Origin of the sequence: Comamonas sp., from assembly GCF_036666375.1 — a bacterium.
Taxonomy (GTDB): Bacteria; Pseudomonadota; Gammaproteobacteria; order Burkholderiales; family Burkholderiaceae_C; genus Comamonas.
In genome coordinates this window covers 2,675-17,842 of the sequence record NZ_JAVWWA010000106.1, presented here as the reverse complement: position 1 = coordinate 17,842, position 15,168 = coordinate 2,675, and the positions used below count along the sequence as shown (strand labels likewise).

At 67.1% G+C, this 15,168-nt stretch carries 12 protein-coding genes; 10 read left to right on the top strand and 2 right to left on the bottom strand.

What is annotated here, in order from left to right:
* Positions 1-112 precede the first annotated feature (112 nt).
* From RR928_RS20360 to RR928_RS20345, 4 genes are all read left to right on the top strand, one after another.
* On the top strand, positions 113-1,111 hold the full coding sequence (locus RR928_RS20360; RefSeq protein ID WP_332683999.1) for a Bug family tripartite tricarboxylate transporter substrate binding protein: 999 nt from the start codon (positions 113-115) through the stop codon (positions 1,109-1,111).
* Between the two features lie 13 nt (positions 1,112-1,124).
* The gene (locus RR928_RS20355) at positions 1,125-1,934 is read left to right on the top strand and encodes a cyclase family protein (RefSeq protein WP_332536980.1); all 810 of its coding nucleotides are present in this window, start codon (positions 1,125-1,127) and stop codon (positions 1,932-1,934) included.
* Positions 1,931-2,500, top strand: coding sequence for a cupin domain-containing protein (locus RR928_RS20350; RefSeq protein WP_332683996.1), 570 nt, complete (start codon positions 1,931-1,933; stop codon positions 2,498-2,500). The genes RR928_RS20355 and RR928_RS20350 overlap by 4 nt, the downstream gene beginning before the upstream one ends.
* Before the next feature lie 559 nt (positions 2,501-3,059).
* Positions 3,060-5,426: a membrane-bound PQQ-dependent dehydrogenase, glucose/quinate/shikimate family gene (locus RR928_RS20345; RefSeq protein WP_332536984.1), complete on the top strand. Its 2,367-nt coding sequence runs from the start codon at positions 3,060-3,062 to the stop codon at positions 5,424-5,426.
* Positions 5,427-5,491: 65 nt separating this feature from the next.
* Here the strand turns inward: RR928_RS20345 and RR928_RS20340 are convergent, their stop codons facing one another.
* A complete protein-coding gene (locus tag RR928_RS20340; protein WP_332548570.1) occupies positions 5,492-6,697 on the bottom strand; it encodes an MFS transporter in 1,206 nt (401 codons plus the stop codon).
* Between the two features lie 51 nt (positions 6,698-6,748).
* Positions 6,749-7,678: a LysR family transcriptional regulator gene (locus tag RR928_RS20335; RefSeq protein ID WP_332548572.1), complete on the bottom strand. Its 930-nt coding sequence runs from the start codon at positions 7,676-7,678 to the stop codon at positions 6,749-6,751.
* A gap of 160 nt (positions 7,679-7,838) precedes the next feature.
* Between RR928_RS20335 and RR928_RS20330 the strand changes: the two genes are divergently transcribed.
* The 6 genes from RR928_RS20330 (at position 7,839) to RR928_RS20305 (ending at position 15,064) form a co-directional block, all read left to right on the top strand.
* Positions 7,839-8,342 carry a TRAP transporter small permease gene (locus RR928_RS20330; protein WP_332536989.1) on the top strand — a complete coding sequence of 168 codons (504 nt, stop codon included), beginning with the start codon at positions 7,839-7,841 and terminating at the stop codon, positions 8,340-8,342.
* Positions 8,339-9,661: a TRAP transporter large permease gene (locus tag RR928_RS20325; protein WP_332536990.1), complete on the top strand. Its 1,323-nt coding sequence runs from the start codon at positions 8,339-8,341 to the stop codon at positions 9,659-9,661. Before RR928_RS20330 ends, RR928_RS20325 begins: the two co-directional genes overlap by 4 nt.
* A gap of 111 nt (positions 9,662-9,772) precedes the next feature.
* Positions 9,773-10,804: a TRAP transporter substrate-binding protein gene (locus RR928_RS20320; protein WP_332536992.1), complete on the top strand. Its 1,032-nt coding sequence runs from the start codon at positions 9,773-9,775 to the stop codon at positions 10,802-10,804.
* Positions 10,805-10,853: 49 nt separating this feature from the next.
* Complete coding sequence (locus RR928_RS20315) at positions 10,854-12,542, top strand: subtype B tannase (protein WP_332683992.1); 1,689 nt, start codon at positions 10,854-10,856, stop codon at positions 12,540-12,542.
* 71 nt (positions 12,543-12,613) lie between these two features.
* Positions 12,614-13,915: a gallate dioxygenase gene (locus RR928_RS20310; RefSeq protein ID WP_332536996.1), complete on the top strand. Its 1,302-nt coding sequence runs from the start codon at positions 12,614-12,616 to the stop codon at positions 13,913-13,915.
* 51 nt (positions 13,916-13,966) lie between these two features.
* Positions 13,967-15,064 (top strand): porin, encoded by a 1,098-nt coding sequence (locus RR928_RS20305; protein ID WP_332536998.1) that lies wholly within the window; start codon positions 13,967-13,969, stop codon positions 15,062-15,064.
* Positions 15,065-15,168: the final 104 nt, after the last annotated feature.

Sequence of the window (15,168 nt, the reverse complement as noted above, 5' to 3'; positions counted from 1 at the left end):
GATTCCTGGAATCTAAAGAATCCATTTCAGGAATACAAGCGGTTTGTCTAGAGTGCAGCTCTGGCGCACGGGTGGAAAGCGCCGCGAAACAACAAGAACGACAGGAGCAAACATGAATGAACAACCAGGTTTCCGGGGACGCCGCACGCTGCTGGCCACGCTGGCCGTCGGCGGCTTCGCGCCGCTGGCGCTGGCGCAGGGCGGGCGCCATGTGACCATCATCGTGCCCCAGCCTGCGGGCAATCCCGGCGACGTGTTCGCGCGCCGGCTCCAGCAACAGATGCAGCGCGAACTCGGGCAGACGGTGATCGTCGAGAACCAGCCCGGTGCAGGCGGCGCTATCGGTGTGCAGCGCGTGCTCAATGCGCCTGCCGACGGCCTGACCGCGGTGATGGTCTCGCAGACCGAGCCCATTCTGACGCCCGCGGCGCTGCTCAGCGTGCGCTACAAACCCGGCCAGATGCGGCCCGTGGGCTTGCTCGGCCGCGCCTGCTATGTGCTGGCCGGCCGGCCCGATCTGCCCGCGCAAAAGTACTCGGAGCTGCTGGCGCTGGCGCGCGCGGCCGACAAGGCGGGCAAGCCGCTGAGCTTCGGCCATATCGGCCAGGGCTCGATGATCCATCTGATGGGCGCACAGTGGGCGCAGCTGTCGGGCGTGCAGCTGTCGCACATTCCCTACCGCGGCGTGCCGCCCGCGGTGCAGGACCTCGCGGGCGGGCAGATCGATCTGTCGTTCGTGCCGCTGGGCGGCCTTGGGCTCGACCTGATCACGACCGGCAAGCTGCGCGCTTTCGGCAGCACGGCCGAGCAGGCGCCCGCGCTGCTGCCCAATGCGGCGCCGCTCAGGAACCAGGATACGGCGCTGCGCAATTTCGTGCACACCGCCTGGGGCGCGCTGCTGGTGCCGCGCGCCGTGCCCGATGCCGCGGCCAAGCGCCTGAATGCGGCGTTCGACGCCGCGATGCGCGACCCCGAAGTCCAGGCCTTCTTGCGCAGCCAGGGCACGGACCCGCAAAGCCCGCTGACGCTGGCCGAACTCGACCGTTTCTACCAGACCGAAATCCAGACCCACCAGGCCCTGGCACGCGCCGTTGGCTTGGTCGCCGAATGAAAGCCTCCGCCTTATGAACGCCAAGCCCCAGCGCAGGTTCGTCGACCTGTCGATCTATCTCGAAAACGATGTGCTCTCGGACCCGCCGCCGCTGGCGCCCAGGATCACCTACCAGAAGCATGCGGACACGCTGCCCGAGTTCATGGCGATGATTCCGGGCACCACGGCCGAGGACTATCCCGATGGCGAGGCGGCCGCGGCCGAATGGGTCACGCTCACAACGCACAACGGCACGCATCTGGACGCGCCCTGGCATTTCCACTCGACCCAGGACGCCAAGCTCGGCGGCGCGCGGCCGTCGATCACGATTGACGAAGTGCCGCTCGAATGGTGCTTCCAGCCCGGCGTGAAGCTCGACTTCCGCCACTTTCCCGACGGCTATGTCGCCACCGCCGCCGATGTCGAGGCCGAGCTGCAGCGCATTGGCTATGAACTCCAGCCGCTGGACATCGTGGTCGTCAACACGCGCGCCGGCAGCCGCTACGGCCACGCCGACTTCCTGGGCGCGGGCTGCGGCATGGGCTACGAGGCGACGATGTACCTGCTCGAGCGCGGCGTGCGCCTCACCGGCACCGACGCCTGGAGCTGGGACGCGCCGTTCTCATACACCGCGGCCAAGGTGGCCGCGACCGGCAACAAGGCGCTGATCTGGGAAGGCCACAAGGCGGGCCGCGACATAGGCTACTGCCATCTGGAAAAACTGCACAACCTCGAAGCCATACCCGCGACCGGCTTCACCATCAGCTGCTTTCCGCACAAGATCCGCGGCGCCTCGGCGGGCTGGACGCGCGCCGTGGCGATCTTCGACGAGGACCGGCCATGAGCCTGCCGGCCATCCACCGCGTGGTCACCGGCCACGACGCGCGCGGCCGGGCGGTGGTCGCCAGCAGCGGCCCCCTGCCCACGGTGGTCGAAGTCGCGGCGATTCCCGGCACGGTGTTCCACGAGGTCTGGAGCACCGCGCAGAGTCCGGCGCCGATCTCCAATGCTGCCGATCCGACGCTGGGGCCGCTGGTGCTGCCCCCGCCAGCCGCGGGCACGCGCATCCGCTTTGTCGACATTCCGCCCGACACCGCGGACTTCCTGGCCCATGGCGCCGATCGCATGCAGGCCGCGTTTGCGCAGATCGGCGACGCCCAGGCCTCGACCGTGGACGCGCATTCGCCCCATCCCCTGATGCACCGCACCGAGTCCATTGACTACGGCGTGGTGATCGAAGGCGAGCTGACGCTGGTGCTCGATGAAGGCGAAGTGCAGTTGCAGGCCGGCAGCGTGGTGGTGCAGCGCGGCACCAACCATGCCTGGGCCAACCGCTCGGGGCGTACCTGCCGCATGCTGTTCGTGCTGATTGCGGGGCAGTACGAGGAAGGCCTGCAGGGGCTGTCGTAGCCGCGGCCTTGCCGATTCACGCGAGCTCAGGGCGTGATAATCCCGCCCGATTTTTTTTGTGCCATTTTTCAGGCCCACCACGAACGGATATTCAATGCTGGCCGTTTGGTCCTTGCAGCGGGTTTTCATAATCGGCGCACCGGCAATCCATTCGCGCCAAAGATTATCTGGTAACACGCATTCGGATTTGAATCGTCGGTTTGCGTTCAAACCAATGTCGGCGAAGTGGTCGTATCCCAAGTTATTTGTAAGCCATGGCCTACAAGGCCCGGCCTGCCTTGCCGGGCTGTGAGGATTTGAATCGACGCAGAATCGGGGTCTTGGGCATGGTGATTTCGGACCCGATGTTCTATATGACTGAGTAGTAACGCTGGCAACAAGCTCTTTCTGCGGGAATATGATGGCGGCCCGGACGACATGCGGCGAATAAAACGGCCTGGCATTGCCTCGCGCGTTCGAAATTCGCTGCGTCAGCGTCGCTATTCAACCCAACCATGCAAAAAAACCATATTCCAATCATGGCATTATCCATTCTCTCCCCGCAGAAGAAAGGCACGCCATGCATGCATTAACCATACTGCTTCTGGCCTTGCTGGGCCTGCCGCTGACCATTGGCGGCGGCTGGCTGCTGTCGCTGGGCGGCAGCCCGTTCTATCTGTTCAGCGGCCTGGTCGTGCTGGCCGTCGCCGTGGGCATGCTCGCGCGCAAGCGCTGGGCGACGCCGCTGTATGCGGTGTGGCTGCTGGTGCTGCTGGCCTGGTCGCTGTGGGAAGCCGGTCTCTACTGGTGGCCGCTGGCCACGCGCCTGGGCCTGCCGGTGATCATCGGCGTGCTGATGGCCGTTCCGGCCGCGCGCCGGGGCGCGACTGGCGAAGGCCGTTTCGGCGCGGGCTGGCCCGTTCTCGCGGCATCGCTGCTGACGGCCGTGGTGGCGCTGGTGGGCATTCCGCGCCATCTGCATGAAATCGAAGGCACGCTGCCCATGGACGTCGTCAATGCCGACCCCAAGCTCGGCGACGGCGCGCTGGCCGAAGGCGACTGGAATGCCTATGGCCGCACCGGCCATGGCCAGCGTTTCTCGCCGCTCAAGCAGATCACGCCCGACAACGTCGCCAACCTCGATGTCGCCTGGCAGATCCAGACCGGCGACGTGCGCGGCCCCCAGGACGTGACCGAAACCACCTACCAGGCGACGCCGCTGAAGATCAACGACACGCTGTACCTGTGCACGCCGCACAGCCTGGCGATCGCGCTGGACGCCGATACCGGCAAGGAGCGCTGGCGCTTCGATCCCAAGGCCGGCATGGAATCGCAACGCCAGCACCAGACCTGCCGCGGCGTTTCGTTCCACGCCAGCACGGCGCTGACAGCGACGGCTGCCGCCGCTCCCGCACAGGCCGCGGCCGGAACGGCGACCTGCTCCAATCGCATCTTCCTGCCCAGCTCGGACGCCAAGCTGCATGCGCTGGATGCCGCCACCGGCAAGCCCTGCGCCGACTTCGGCAGCAACGGCGCCATCGACCTGACGCACAACATGCCGTTCAAGCAGGGCGGCTATTACTACGCCACCTCGCCACCGCTGGTCGCGGGCGACACGGTGATCATTGCCGGCGCGGTCAACGACAACTACGCGGTCAACTCGCCATCGGGCGTGATCCGCGCCTATGACGTGCGCAGCGGCAAGCTGCTGTGGAACTGGGACTCGGGCAATGCGGCCAAGACCGCGCCGTTCGACCCCAACGATCCCAGCCAGGTCTATACGGCCAGCTCGCCCAACAGCTGGTCGGTGGCCAGCGCCGACCTGGAACTGGGCCTGGCCTATTTCCCCATGGGCAACCGCACGCCCGACCAGCTGGGCATGTTCCGCAACGCCGACGAGGAGAAGTACGCGACTTCGGTCGTCGCGCTCGACCTCGCGACCGGCCAGGTGCGCTGGGTGCGCCAGTTCGTGCACCACGATCTGTGGGACATGGACTCGCCCGCGCAGCCCGTGCTGCTGGACCTCGACCTGGCCAAGGGCCGCACGCCCGCGCTGGTCGTGCCGACCAAGCAGGGCGATGTCTATGTGCTCGACCGCCGCGACGGCACGCCGCTGCAGCAGGTCAGCGAACGCGCCGCGCCGCAGGGCACGGACATTCCCGGCCAGACCGTGGCCGCGACCCAGCCGGTGTCGGCGCTGAGCTTCGAGCCGCCCGCGCTGCGCGAGTCCGACATGTGGGGCGCGAGCCTGATCGATCAGATGATGTGCCGCATCGCGTTCAAGAAGCTGCGCTATGAAGGCCGCTACACGCCGCCGTCGCTGCAGGGCTCGCTGATCTATCCGGGCAACTTCGGCGTCTTCAACTGGGGCAGCGTCGCGGTCGATCCGCAGCGCCAGGTGATGTTCGGCATGCCGACCTATCTGGCCTTTGTCTCTACGCTGGTGCCCAAGGCCGAGATCGCGGGTCAGCAGACCAATACCGGCGAGCAGGGCCTCAACGAGAATGCCGGTGCCGACTACGCGGTGGCCATGCATCCCTTCCTGTCGCCCATAGGCGTGCCTTGCCAGGTTCCGCCATGGGGCACGGTGGCCGCGGCCGATCTGCGCACCGGCAAGATCGCCTACCAGTACCGCAACGGCACCATCCGCGACCTGTCGCCCGTGCCGCTGCCCATCCGTGTCGGCGTTCCCGGCATCGGTGGCCCGCTGCTGACCGCCAGCGGCGTCGCCTTCCTGGGCGCTGCCGTCGACAACAACTTCCGCGCCTATGACGTGGCCAGCGGCAAGATCCTCTGGGATGTGCGCATTCCGGCCGGCGGCCAGGCCACGCCCATGAGCTACCTCAACAGCCAGGGCGAGCAGATGGTCGTGCTGGTGGCCGGGGGCCACGGCTCGATCGGCACCAAGGCCGGCGATTACGTCGTGGCGTACAAGCTCAAGAAGTAGCCGCGTCCCGCCTGCAAAACGCCCTGTTCACAGGGCGTTTTTTTTTGCCTGCACGGCGTCGGCCGTCAGCGCGCCCGGTGCGGCGGAATCCAGCGCGCCATCATGGCTGCGGCGGTGAAGGCAAACGCGCCGGTGGCCGCCACGCCCACGGCCAGCGACACCGCGGCGGCCAGCAGCGCGACCAGGGCCGGACCGGCCGTCGAGCCGACATCGGCCATGAAGCGCCAGGCGCCGAGAAAGTAGGCGCGGCCATGGGGCGGCGCATGGTCGGCGCCCAGCGTCATGATCAGGCCCGAGCCTATGCCGTTGGCAAAGCCTATCGCCATGGCGGCGATCAGCAGGCTCACAAAGCCCGTGGTGAACGGCACCAGCATCAATGCCACGCCGATGATGATCATCGAGGGCAGCGCGACCCAGCGCCGGCCCTTGACATCCATGACCTTGCCCGCGGGGTAGAACAGCAGCATCTCTATGCCGCCGGCCAGGCCGTAGATCAGCGAGGCCGCGGCCGGGGCCAGCAGCAGGTGGTCGGCCCACAGCGGCAGCACGGCCTGGCGCGAGGCGCGCACCGCGCTCACCAGCAGGATGGCAAAACCCAGCGTCAGGAACACGCGGCGGTGGTCCTTGAGAATCGACAGCCAGGTGGTGTGTACCGGTGCCTGGCCCGCGGGCAGCGCGGGCTCGGGCAGATCGGGCACGCGCATGCCGATCAGCGAGGCGCAGGTCACGCCCGCGATGCCTATCCAGAACGCCGCGCCCATGCCATAGGCATGCACCACCGTGGCCGCGAGAAACGGCCCGACAAACAGGCCTATGCGCATCACCCCGCCCAGCGTCGACAGCGCGCGCGCGCGATAACCGGGCGGAACGGCGGCCGTGAGATAGCTCTGGCGCGCGATGTTGTAGACCGACTGCGACATGCCGACCATGAAGCAGCCCAGCGCAAACAGTTCGAGCCTGTGGGTCTGCAGGCACAGCAGCATGCCGGCCGCGCTCCAGAAGCCCGCGGCAATGATCGCGCCGCGCTCGCCCCAGCGCATGGTGATGAACGAGGCGGGAAGGTTGTTGAGCAGCGAGCCCAGTCCCAGCAGCGTGATCATCAGCGCAGCCATGGCGATGCTCGCGCCGAGTTCGCGCGCCATCAGCGGAATCATGGGCAGGATCGCGCCTTCGCCTATGCCGAACATCAGCGAGGGGCCAAACGCGGGCAGCGCAATCGCGCGCAGGGAGAAGGGGGCGGAGGAGCCAGGGAGGTCGTCGGTGGGCGGCATGCGGCGGTGCGAAGGGAGCGGCGGGCCGGTCGCTCGCCTAAGCCCTGGATACTACCTTTTTGCCGCGCCGCCGGCCGGGCCGGCCTCCTGCGTCAGGTGGTGGGCCGCGCGATGCAGGTGGGCCATGAACTGGCGCACGCTGGGCTTGAGGTGCACGTCCGAGCGCGTGAGCGCGCACAGCGTCAGCTGCAGCGGGCCTTCGGCAAGCTGGATGGTGTCGAGGTATTGCGTGGCGATGGGGTGGGCCGCGATCTGCTGCGGCAAAAGGCCTATGCACTTGCCGCTGGCGACGATGGACAGCAGGCCCAGCGTCGAGTTCACCAGCGCGCCCGCGGGCGGCGCGGGCAGGCCGTGCAGCTCGAAGAAGGTCCTGGCGTAGCCCGAGTCCGACGAGGCGCCGGTGTAGACCCAGGGCGCGCTGACCAGCTCGCGCAGGCTGCTGGCGCGCGCCAGCGGGTCGCCCTTGCGCACCACCGGCACCATGGTGATGGGCATCAGCGTCTCGACGACGAATTCCCCGGGCGGCAGCTCGGGCGGCAGCGGCCCGAGCGCGATATCGACTTCGCCCTTGCGCAGCCGCGTGAGCTGGGCGATGTAGAGCTCCTCGGAGATGCGCAGCTGTATCCCGGGAAACGCGCTGCCGAAGGTGCGCAGGGTTTCGGGCACCAGCAGCATCACCGCCAGCGGCACCGCGCCTATGGTCAGCGCACCCGTCATGTGGCCGTCGAGCTGGCGTATCTGCTCCACGGCCTGCAGCAGTTCGCGCTCGGCGGCAACCGCGCGCTCGTACATCACCATGCCCTGGGCCGTCGCCACCACGCCCGTGGTCGAGCGCACCAGCAGGGTGGTTGCCAGCTCGCGTTCGAGCTCGCGTATCAGCTTGGTCAGCGCGGGCTGCGACACCCCCAATCGCTTGCCCGCGGCGCGCAGGCTGCCTTCCTCGATGGCCGCGACCAGCGCGCGCAGGTTGGTGAGTTTCATGCGTTGATGATATCTCCAGGTTATCGCGCTGGCTTGCACAGCATCTTCCTGCACCTCAGTCTAATTTTTAGACTTCGCTTGCGCCTTGAGCCATATCAAGGCACGGCGACGGCGGCGAAAGCCGCGTCTGCCCATACCAAGAAGCAGGAGACAAGAACCAATGGATTCCCCGACACAGTCACCCACGATGCGCGGGCTGGAGCGCCTGTGCGACGCCAGCGCCGCGGTAGGCGCCTGCGTGCTCATGGCCGTGGCGCTGATGACCACCACCAGCGTGATAGGGCGCGCTTTCTTCGCCCACCCGATTCTCGGTGACGTCGAGCTGGTGCAGCTTGGCGGCGCCATCGTCGTCGCCTCGTTCCTGCCCTATACGCAGTTCCGCCGCGCCAACATCGTCGTCGACTTCTTCACCACCGGCGCGAGCGCCGCGGCGCAGCGGCGCATGGACGCCTTTGGCATCCTGCTCTACACGCTCACATTGGCGCTGGTCACCTGGCGCGTCGCCGTCGGCGGCATCGACATTTACGCGGCGCAGGAGCGCTCCATGCTGATGGACCTGCCGCTGTGGATTCCCTACCTGCTGATGCTGCCCGGGCTGGCGCTGTGCGTGCTGATCGGCATTGCGCAGTTCATCGCCTGCATTGGGCCCAGGGAGGCTGCATGAGCACGATGTCCATAGGGCTCACGATGTTTGCCGCGATGCTGGTGCTGATGGCGGTGCGCGTGCCGATCGCGATTGCGATGTTCATTCCCGGCGCGTTCGGCTACGTTGCGCTGTCGGGCTGGCTGCCGCTGCTGGCCCACCTCAAGGGCGCGGTCTACGGCCGGGTCTCGGTCTATGACCTGTCGGTGATTCCGCTGTTCATGCTGATGGGCGCGATTGCCGTGCAGGGCGGGCTGGCCAAGGCCTTGTTCGACTTCGCCAATGCGCTCCTGGGCCGGTTTCGCGGCGGCATGGCGATGGCCGGCGTGCTGGCCTGCGCGGCCTTTGGCTCGATTTCCGGCTCGACGGTCGCGACCACGGCAACGATTGCCCAGGTGGCTTATCCGCAGATGCGCCGCATTGGCTACTCGGGGCGGCTGGCCACGGCCGCCCTGGCCACGGGCGGCACCATGGGCGTGCTGCTGCCGCCTTCGGTGACGCTGATGGTCTATGCCATCCTGACCGAGCAGAACATCACCAAGATGTTTCTCGCGGCCTATGTGCCGGCGCTGATCGCGGCCCTGGGCTACATCCTGGCAATCGCCGTGATCGTGCGCATCAACCCGCAGCATGCGCCCGCCGCGCAGCGCGTGCCGCATGCCGAACTGCTGTCGACGGCATTGAAGGTCTGGCCGATTCTCGCGATCTTCGTCGTGGTGTTCGGCGGCATCTACGGCGGCCTGTTCACGGCCACCGAAGGCGCGGCCATCGGCAATGTGCTGACCTGCGTGATCACGCTGGCGCGCCGCGAAATGGATCGCGGCAAGTTCGCGGCGGCGGTGCGCACCACGGCCCAGACCAGCGGCATGATCTTCCTGATCTTCATCGGCGCCGACATGATCAATGCCTCGCTGGCGCTGTCGCAGCTGCCCACGCAGCTCGCCGATCTGGTCGGTCATCTGCAGATCTCGCCCATGCTGGTGATGGTCGGCGTGATGCTGTTCTACGTGGCGCTGGGCTGCGTGATGGACGAGATGAGCATGATCCTGCTCACGGTGCCCACGCTGTTTCCCGTGATCATGGGCATGGACTTCTTCGGCCTGGGGCCGACCGACAAGGCGCTGTGGTTCGGCATCCTGATCCTGACCGTGTGCGAGATCGGCATGATCTTCCCGCCCGTGGGATTGAACGTCTACATCATGAACGGCCTGGCGCGCGACGTGCCCATGGTCGAGACCTACAAGGGCGTCGTTCCCTTCCTGATCACCGACGGCCTGCGGCTTGCGCTGCTGATTGCCTTCCCCGCCACCGCGCTGTGGCTGGTGCACTGGCTGACCTGACTTCCCGTACCTGACTGCCCCGGAACTGCGCTGTGCCGCAGGCCGGGCAGCGCGCCGCCCATTTTTTGCGCACGACCCGCCCCAGAGGCTCAACAACGAAGGAGACAACCCATGAAACTGCGCCACCTGCTTGCCCTTTGCGGCCTGCTTGCCGCCGCCGCGCTTCCCGCCGCGGCGCAGGAAGTCACGCTCAAGGTCCACTACCACCTGCCGCCGACATCGTTCGCGGGCACGCTGTTCATCCAGCCCTGGTGCGAGCGCATCGCCAAGGAGTCGGCCAACCGCATGAAGTGCCAGATCTACCCGTCGATGCAGCTGGGCGGCACGCCGCCCCAGCTGTTCGACCAGGTGCGCGACGGCGTGGCCGACGTGGTCTGGACGCTGCCCGGCTATACCGCGGGGCGTTTTGCGTCGATGGAGGCTTTCGAGCTGCCCTTCATGATGCGCGACCCCGAGGCCACGAGCCGCGCGCTGTGGGAATACGCGCAGACCCACAGCCAGGCGGAGTTCAAGGACGTCAAGCCGCTGGCCTTCCACGTGCACGGACCGGGCGTGTTCCACATGGCGGGCAAGCCGGTGCGCACCATGGCCGATCTGCGCGGCCTCAAGCTGCGCGCGCCCACGCGCCTGACCAACAAGTTCATCGCCATGCTGGGCGCCACGCCCGTGAGCATGCCCGTGCCGCAGGTGGGCGATGCGCTGGCCAAGGGCGTGATCGATGGCGCCGTCGTGCCCTACGAAGTCGTGCCCTCGGTGAAGCTCGAGGAGCTTGCCAAGTACCACTCGGAAACCGACCCGCGCGAGGCCGCGTTCTACACCTCGACATTCATCTTCGCGATGAACAAGGCCAAGTATGAAGCCCTGCCCGCCGACCTGAAGAAGGTCATAGACAACAACTCTGGCCAGGCGTTCTCGGGCCAGATCGGCAAGGCCTTTGTCCAGGCCGATGCCCAGGGCAAGCAGCTCACGGCGAAGAACGCCACCAACGTCATTCCCGCAAGCGAGCTGGTGGCCTGGAAGAAGCTGGGCGACAAGCTCTCGGCCGACTGGGTCAAGGACATGAACGCCAAGGGGCTGAACGGCAGCCGGATGCTGGAAGACGCCCGCAGCCTGATTGCCAAACAGCAGGCCGCGCGCCCCTGATCTTTCCCTTATTCATAACAAAAGCCTCGAACGGGGCAAGGAGACAAGCATGCAACTGAATTTCAAACGCCGCACCCTGGCCAGCGCGCTGGCGCTCATTTCCTCGGCCGGACTGCTGGCTGCCTGTGGCGGCGATGGCGGCAGCGTCGTCGAGACGCCGCCCGCGGTCGTCGACGCCGAGGATGCGGCGCTCAAGTTCGACGCCGGCAAATACACGACCGTCACGGTCACCGTGGACGGCGCGCCGATGAAGCTGCGCCAGTACCGCGTGGTCTATGTGGCCAAGCCGATCAAGATGGCGGCCACGCAGGCAACGCTGGGCGGCGGCACGACCACCATGGCCGATCCCTATGCCTACCAGTCGATGATCGTTTCTGTGCCCGAAGCCTCGGTGGACGACCAGAAGACCGCGCTGTACATGGCCGTGAACAACAGCGGCTGGTGGACCAGCGCCGTCGCCACCACCATCAGCGAAGGCAAGGCCTTTGTGAGCACCAGCGACACCGACAACATAGGCGCGGCGCTCAAGGCCGGCTACGTGGTGGTGAACGTGGGCACGCGCAGCCGCGGCGCGCGCGCCGAGGACGGCAGCTGGGCCGGCAAGGCACCTTCGCCCGTGGTCGACACCAAGGCCGCAATACGCTACATGCGGCTCAACGACAGCCTCATGCCGGGCTCGGCCGAACGCATCGTGCTCAACGGCACCAGCGGCGGCGGCGGACTGACCTCGGCCGTCGCGGCCAGCGGCAACAGCGCGGACTATCTGCCCTATCTCGCTGACATCGGCGCCGCCGGCGTCACGGGCGCGGGGGATGCGGCGGCAAGCACGCTCAAGGACGATGTGTACATGGCCGTCGCCTACTGCCCGATCAACAACCTGGGCAATGCCGACGCCGGCTACGAGTGGCAGTACAGCGCGGTGCGCAGCGATGCCAACACGGGCGCGCTGGGCGGCGTGGCATTCAGCGCCGGCGCGCAGCGCGCGGCTTCGAGCGCCCTGGCCGCGAGCTTCCCGGTCTACCTCGACAGCCTGAATCTCGGCGTGACGGCGGCAAGCATGGCCGACACCATCAAGACGCGCCTGACCGAGGAGATAGAGCGCCAGATCGCCAAGGGCACGGCCGTGCCGCAGCTCGGCGGGAACTTCGTCACGGCGCGCAAGACGCTGGTCAACGACTGGCTGACCCTGACCGGCACGGGCACCAGCGCCAAGGTGGCCCACATCGACTACGCCAAGTTCATCGACTACGTGGCCGCCAACCAGGCGCTCAAGACCGTGGTCGCATTCGATGCGGCGGGCGTGACCGGCAACCCGAACATCAGCGGGGAAACCAATCTCTTCGGCTCGGCCAACTACGAGTATGCGAACTTCACCGAATGGTCCTGGAACAACAACCAGAAGGTCGGTGACGGCTCGGGCAAGGACGACACCGGACTCGACTGGGCGGCCTACACCGCGAGCAGCAGCAACACGCTGGCCCGGCAGATCAAGCTGATCAATCCGGTCGCCTATCTGAACACCGCGGCCGACAGCGCCCCCTACTGGTATGTGCGCCACGGCATGGTCGATCGTGACACCGGTTTTGTCATGCAGGAGCTGCTGCACCAGGCGATCAAGAAGGACACGTCGGTCAAGGAAGTCAGCTTCAAGCTGCCCTACCTGGTGGGCCACAGCGGCAACTACGACGTGCAGGAAGCCTTTGCCTGGATCAAGTCCAAGCTCAACGCCGCCCCCTGAACCGCTGCGGGTGCCGCGCACCCGCATTTTTCCCAACCCCGACAACGGGGCCTGCAAAGGCACCCCATTCCATGGCCAAGATCATCGGCGGCATCGCCGCCTCGCACACCCCGACCATAGGCTTTGCGTTCGACCGCGACAAGCGCTCGGACCCGGTCTGGCAACCCATCTTCGAGGCCTTCGCGCCGGTGCAGGACTGGATTGCCGAACAGAAGCCCGACGTGCTGCTGTTCATCTACAACGACCACGTCACGTCCTTCTTCTTCGACCACTACAGCGCTTTCTCGCTGGGCGTGGGCGAGCGCTGGGCGGTGGCCGACGAAGGCGGCGGCGCGCGCGATCTGCCGGCGATCGCTGGCCATCCGGGCCTGGCGGCCCACATCGGCCAGTCGCTGATGGCCGACGAGTTCGACATGTCGTTCTTCCAGGACAAGGGCCTGGACCATGGCTGCTTTTCGCCGCTGTCGGTGATGTGCCCGCACGCCCCGCAGTGGCCGGTGCAACTGGTGCCGCTGCAGATGGGCGTGCTGCAGTTTCCCATTCCCAGCGCGCGCCGCTGCTACAAGCTGGGCCAGGCGCTGCGCCGCGCGATTGAAAGCTATCCCGAGGACCTGCGCGTGGCCATCGTCGCCACCGGCGGACTGTCGCACCAGGTGCATGGCGAGCGTGCGGGCTTCAACAACCCCGAATGGGACGCGCGCTTTCTCGATCTGTTCGAGCGCGACCCCGAGCAGCTTGCCGAGATGACCCATGCCGAGTACGCGGCGCTGGGCGGATTCGAAGGCGCGGAAGTCATCATGTGGCTGGTGATGCGCGGCGCGCTTGCGTCCCAGGTGCGCTGCCTGCACCGCAGCTACTACCTGCCGTCGATGACCGGCATTGCCGCCGCGATCTACGCGCCCGCCGACAGCGGCCTGCCCGCGCCCGTGCTGCAGCGCCACCGCGCCCACATGCAGCTGCAGCTTGCGGGCGCCGAGGCGCTCGAAGGCACGCATCCATTCACGCTGGAGCGCAGCGTCAAGGCCTATCGGCTCAACCGCTTCCTGCACGCGCTGATAGAGCCCGGCGCGCGCGCCGACTTCATCGCCGATGAAGAGACGGCCTATGCGCGCGCGCAGCTCACTCCCGAGGAATGCCGGCTGGTGCGCGCGCGCGACTGGCGCGGGCTGATCCATTACGGCGTCATCTTCTTCCTGCTCGAGAAGCTGGGCGCCGTGATCGGCGTGTCCAACCTGCACATCTACGCCGCGATGCGCGGCGAGTCGCTTGAAGTGTTCCAGCAGACCCGCAACACCAAGGCGCTGTATTCGGTTGCCGGCAAGGACGCGGGCGCGCTGGGCTGGGACACGCCTGCCGCGTCCACCGGCAGCTGAATTTCCGTTGACTGTTACCACCACCCTGAAGACAAGAGAGGAGACCTCAAGATGAAACGTTCCCTGTTGACCCTTGGCCTGCTGGCCGCCGCCTGCGGCGCTGCCCAGGCGCAAACCAGCGTCACGATCTACGGCCTGCTGGACGCCTCGGTCGAGCATCTGACCGATGCAACGCCCGGCGGCGGTGGCCTCACGCGCATGCCCGGCCTCACGGGCAGCGCGCCCTCGCGCCTGGGATTTCGCGGCACCGAGGATCTGGGCGCAGGTCTGAAGGCCGTGTTCACGCTCGAGTCCGGCCTGGGCGTGGACAGCGGCACGTTCAACCAGGGCGGCCGGGCCTTCGGCCGCCAGGCCTATGTGGGCCTGACGGGCGGCTGGGGCAGCCTGACGCTGGGCCGCCAGTACTCGATGCTGTTCTGGTCGCAGCTCGATGCCGACATCCTGGGCCCCAGCGCCTTCGGCTCGGGCTCGCTGGACAGCTACCTGCCCAACGCGCGCGTGGACAATGCCATCGCCTACCGCGGCACGTTCAACGGCTTCACGGCCGGCGCGACATACAGCTTCGGGCGTGACACCGTCAACGCCGGCCCCAGCCCATCGGGCGCGAACTGCGCGGGCGAGAACGCCGCCGACAGCAAGGCCTGCCGCCAATGGTCGCTGCTGGCCAAGTACGATGCCGCGAACTGGGGCCTGGCCCTGGCCGTCGATGAGATCCGCGGCGGCGCGGGCGCGTTTGCGGGCCTGACCGGCAGCAGCATGAAGGACCGCCGCTCCACCGTTGCCGGCTGGACGAAGTTCAATGGCCTGAAGCTGGGCGCGGGACTGATTGCGCGCGACAACGACGCCACGCCCGCGGCGCGGCGCAGCAACCTCTGGTACGTAGGCGCGGCCTACAACGTCACGCCCGCAATGGTGGTCGACGGCCAGGTGTTCAAGCTCGACTACAAGAACAGCGCCAACCAGGCCACGCTGTTCGCGCTGCGCGCGACCTACAACCTCTCCAAGCGCACGGCGGTCTATGCGACTGCCGGCCATATCTCCAACGATGGCGCGCTCGCGCTGTCGGTCAGCAATGCAGCCGCGGGCGGCGCGCCCGTGGCCGGCGGCTCGCAAAGCGGCTTTGCCGCAGGCATACGCCACGCCTTCTGACCGCGAAGATTCCAAGGTTTGCGCCGGGCCATGCCCGGCGTTTTTTTATGCGCCGCCGCCGATCCAGACATGAAAAAGCCTCCGCTGCTTGCGCAGGGGAGGCT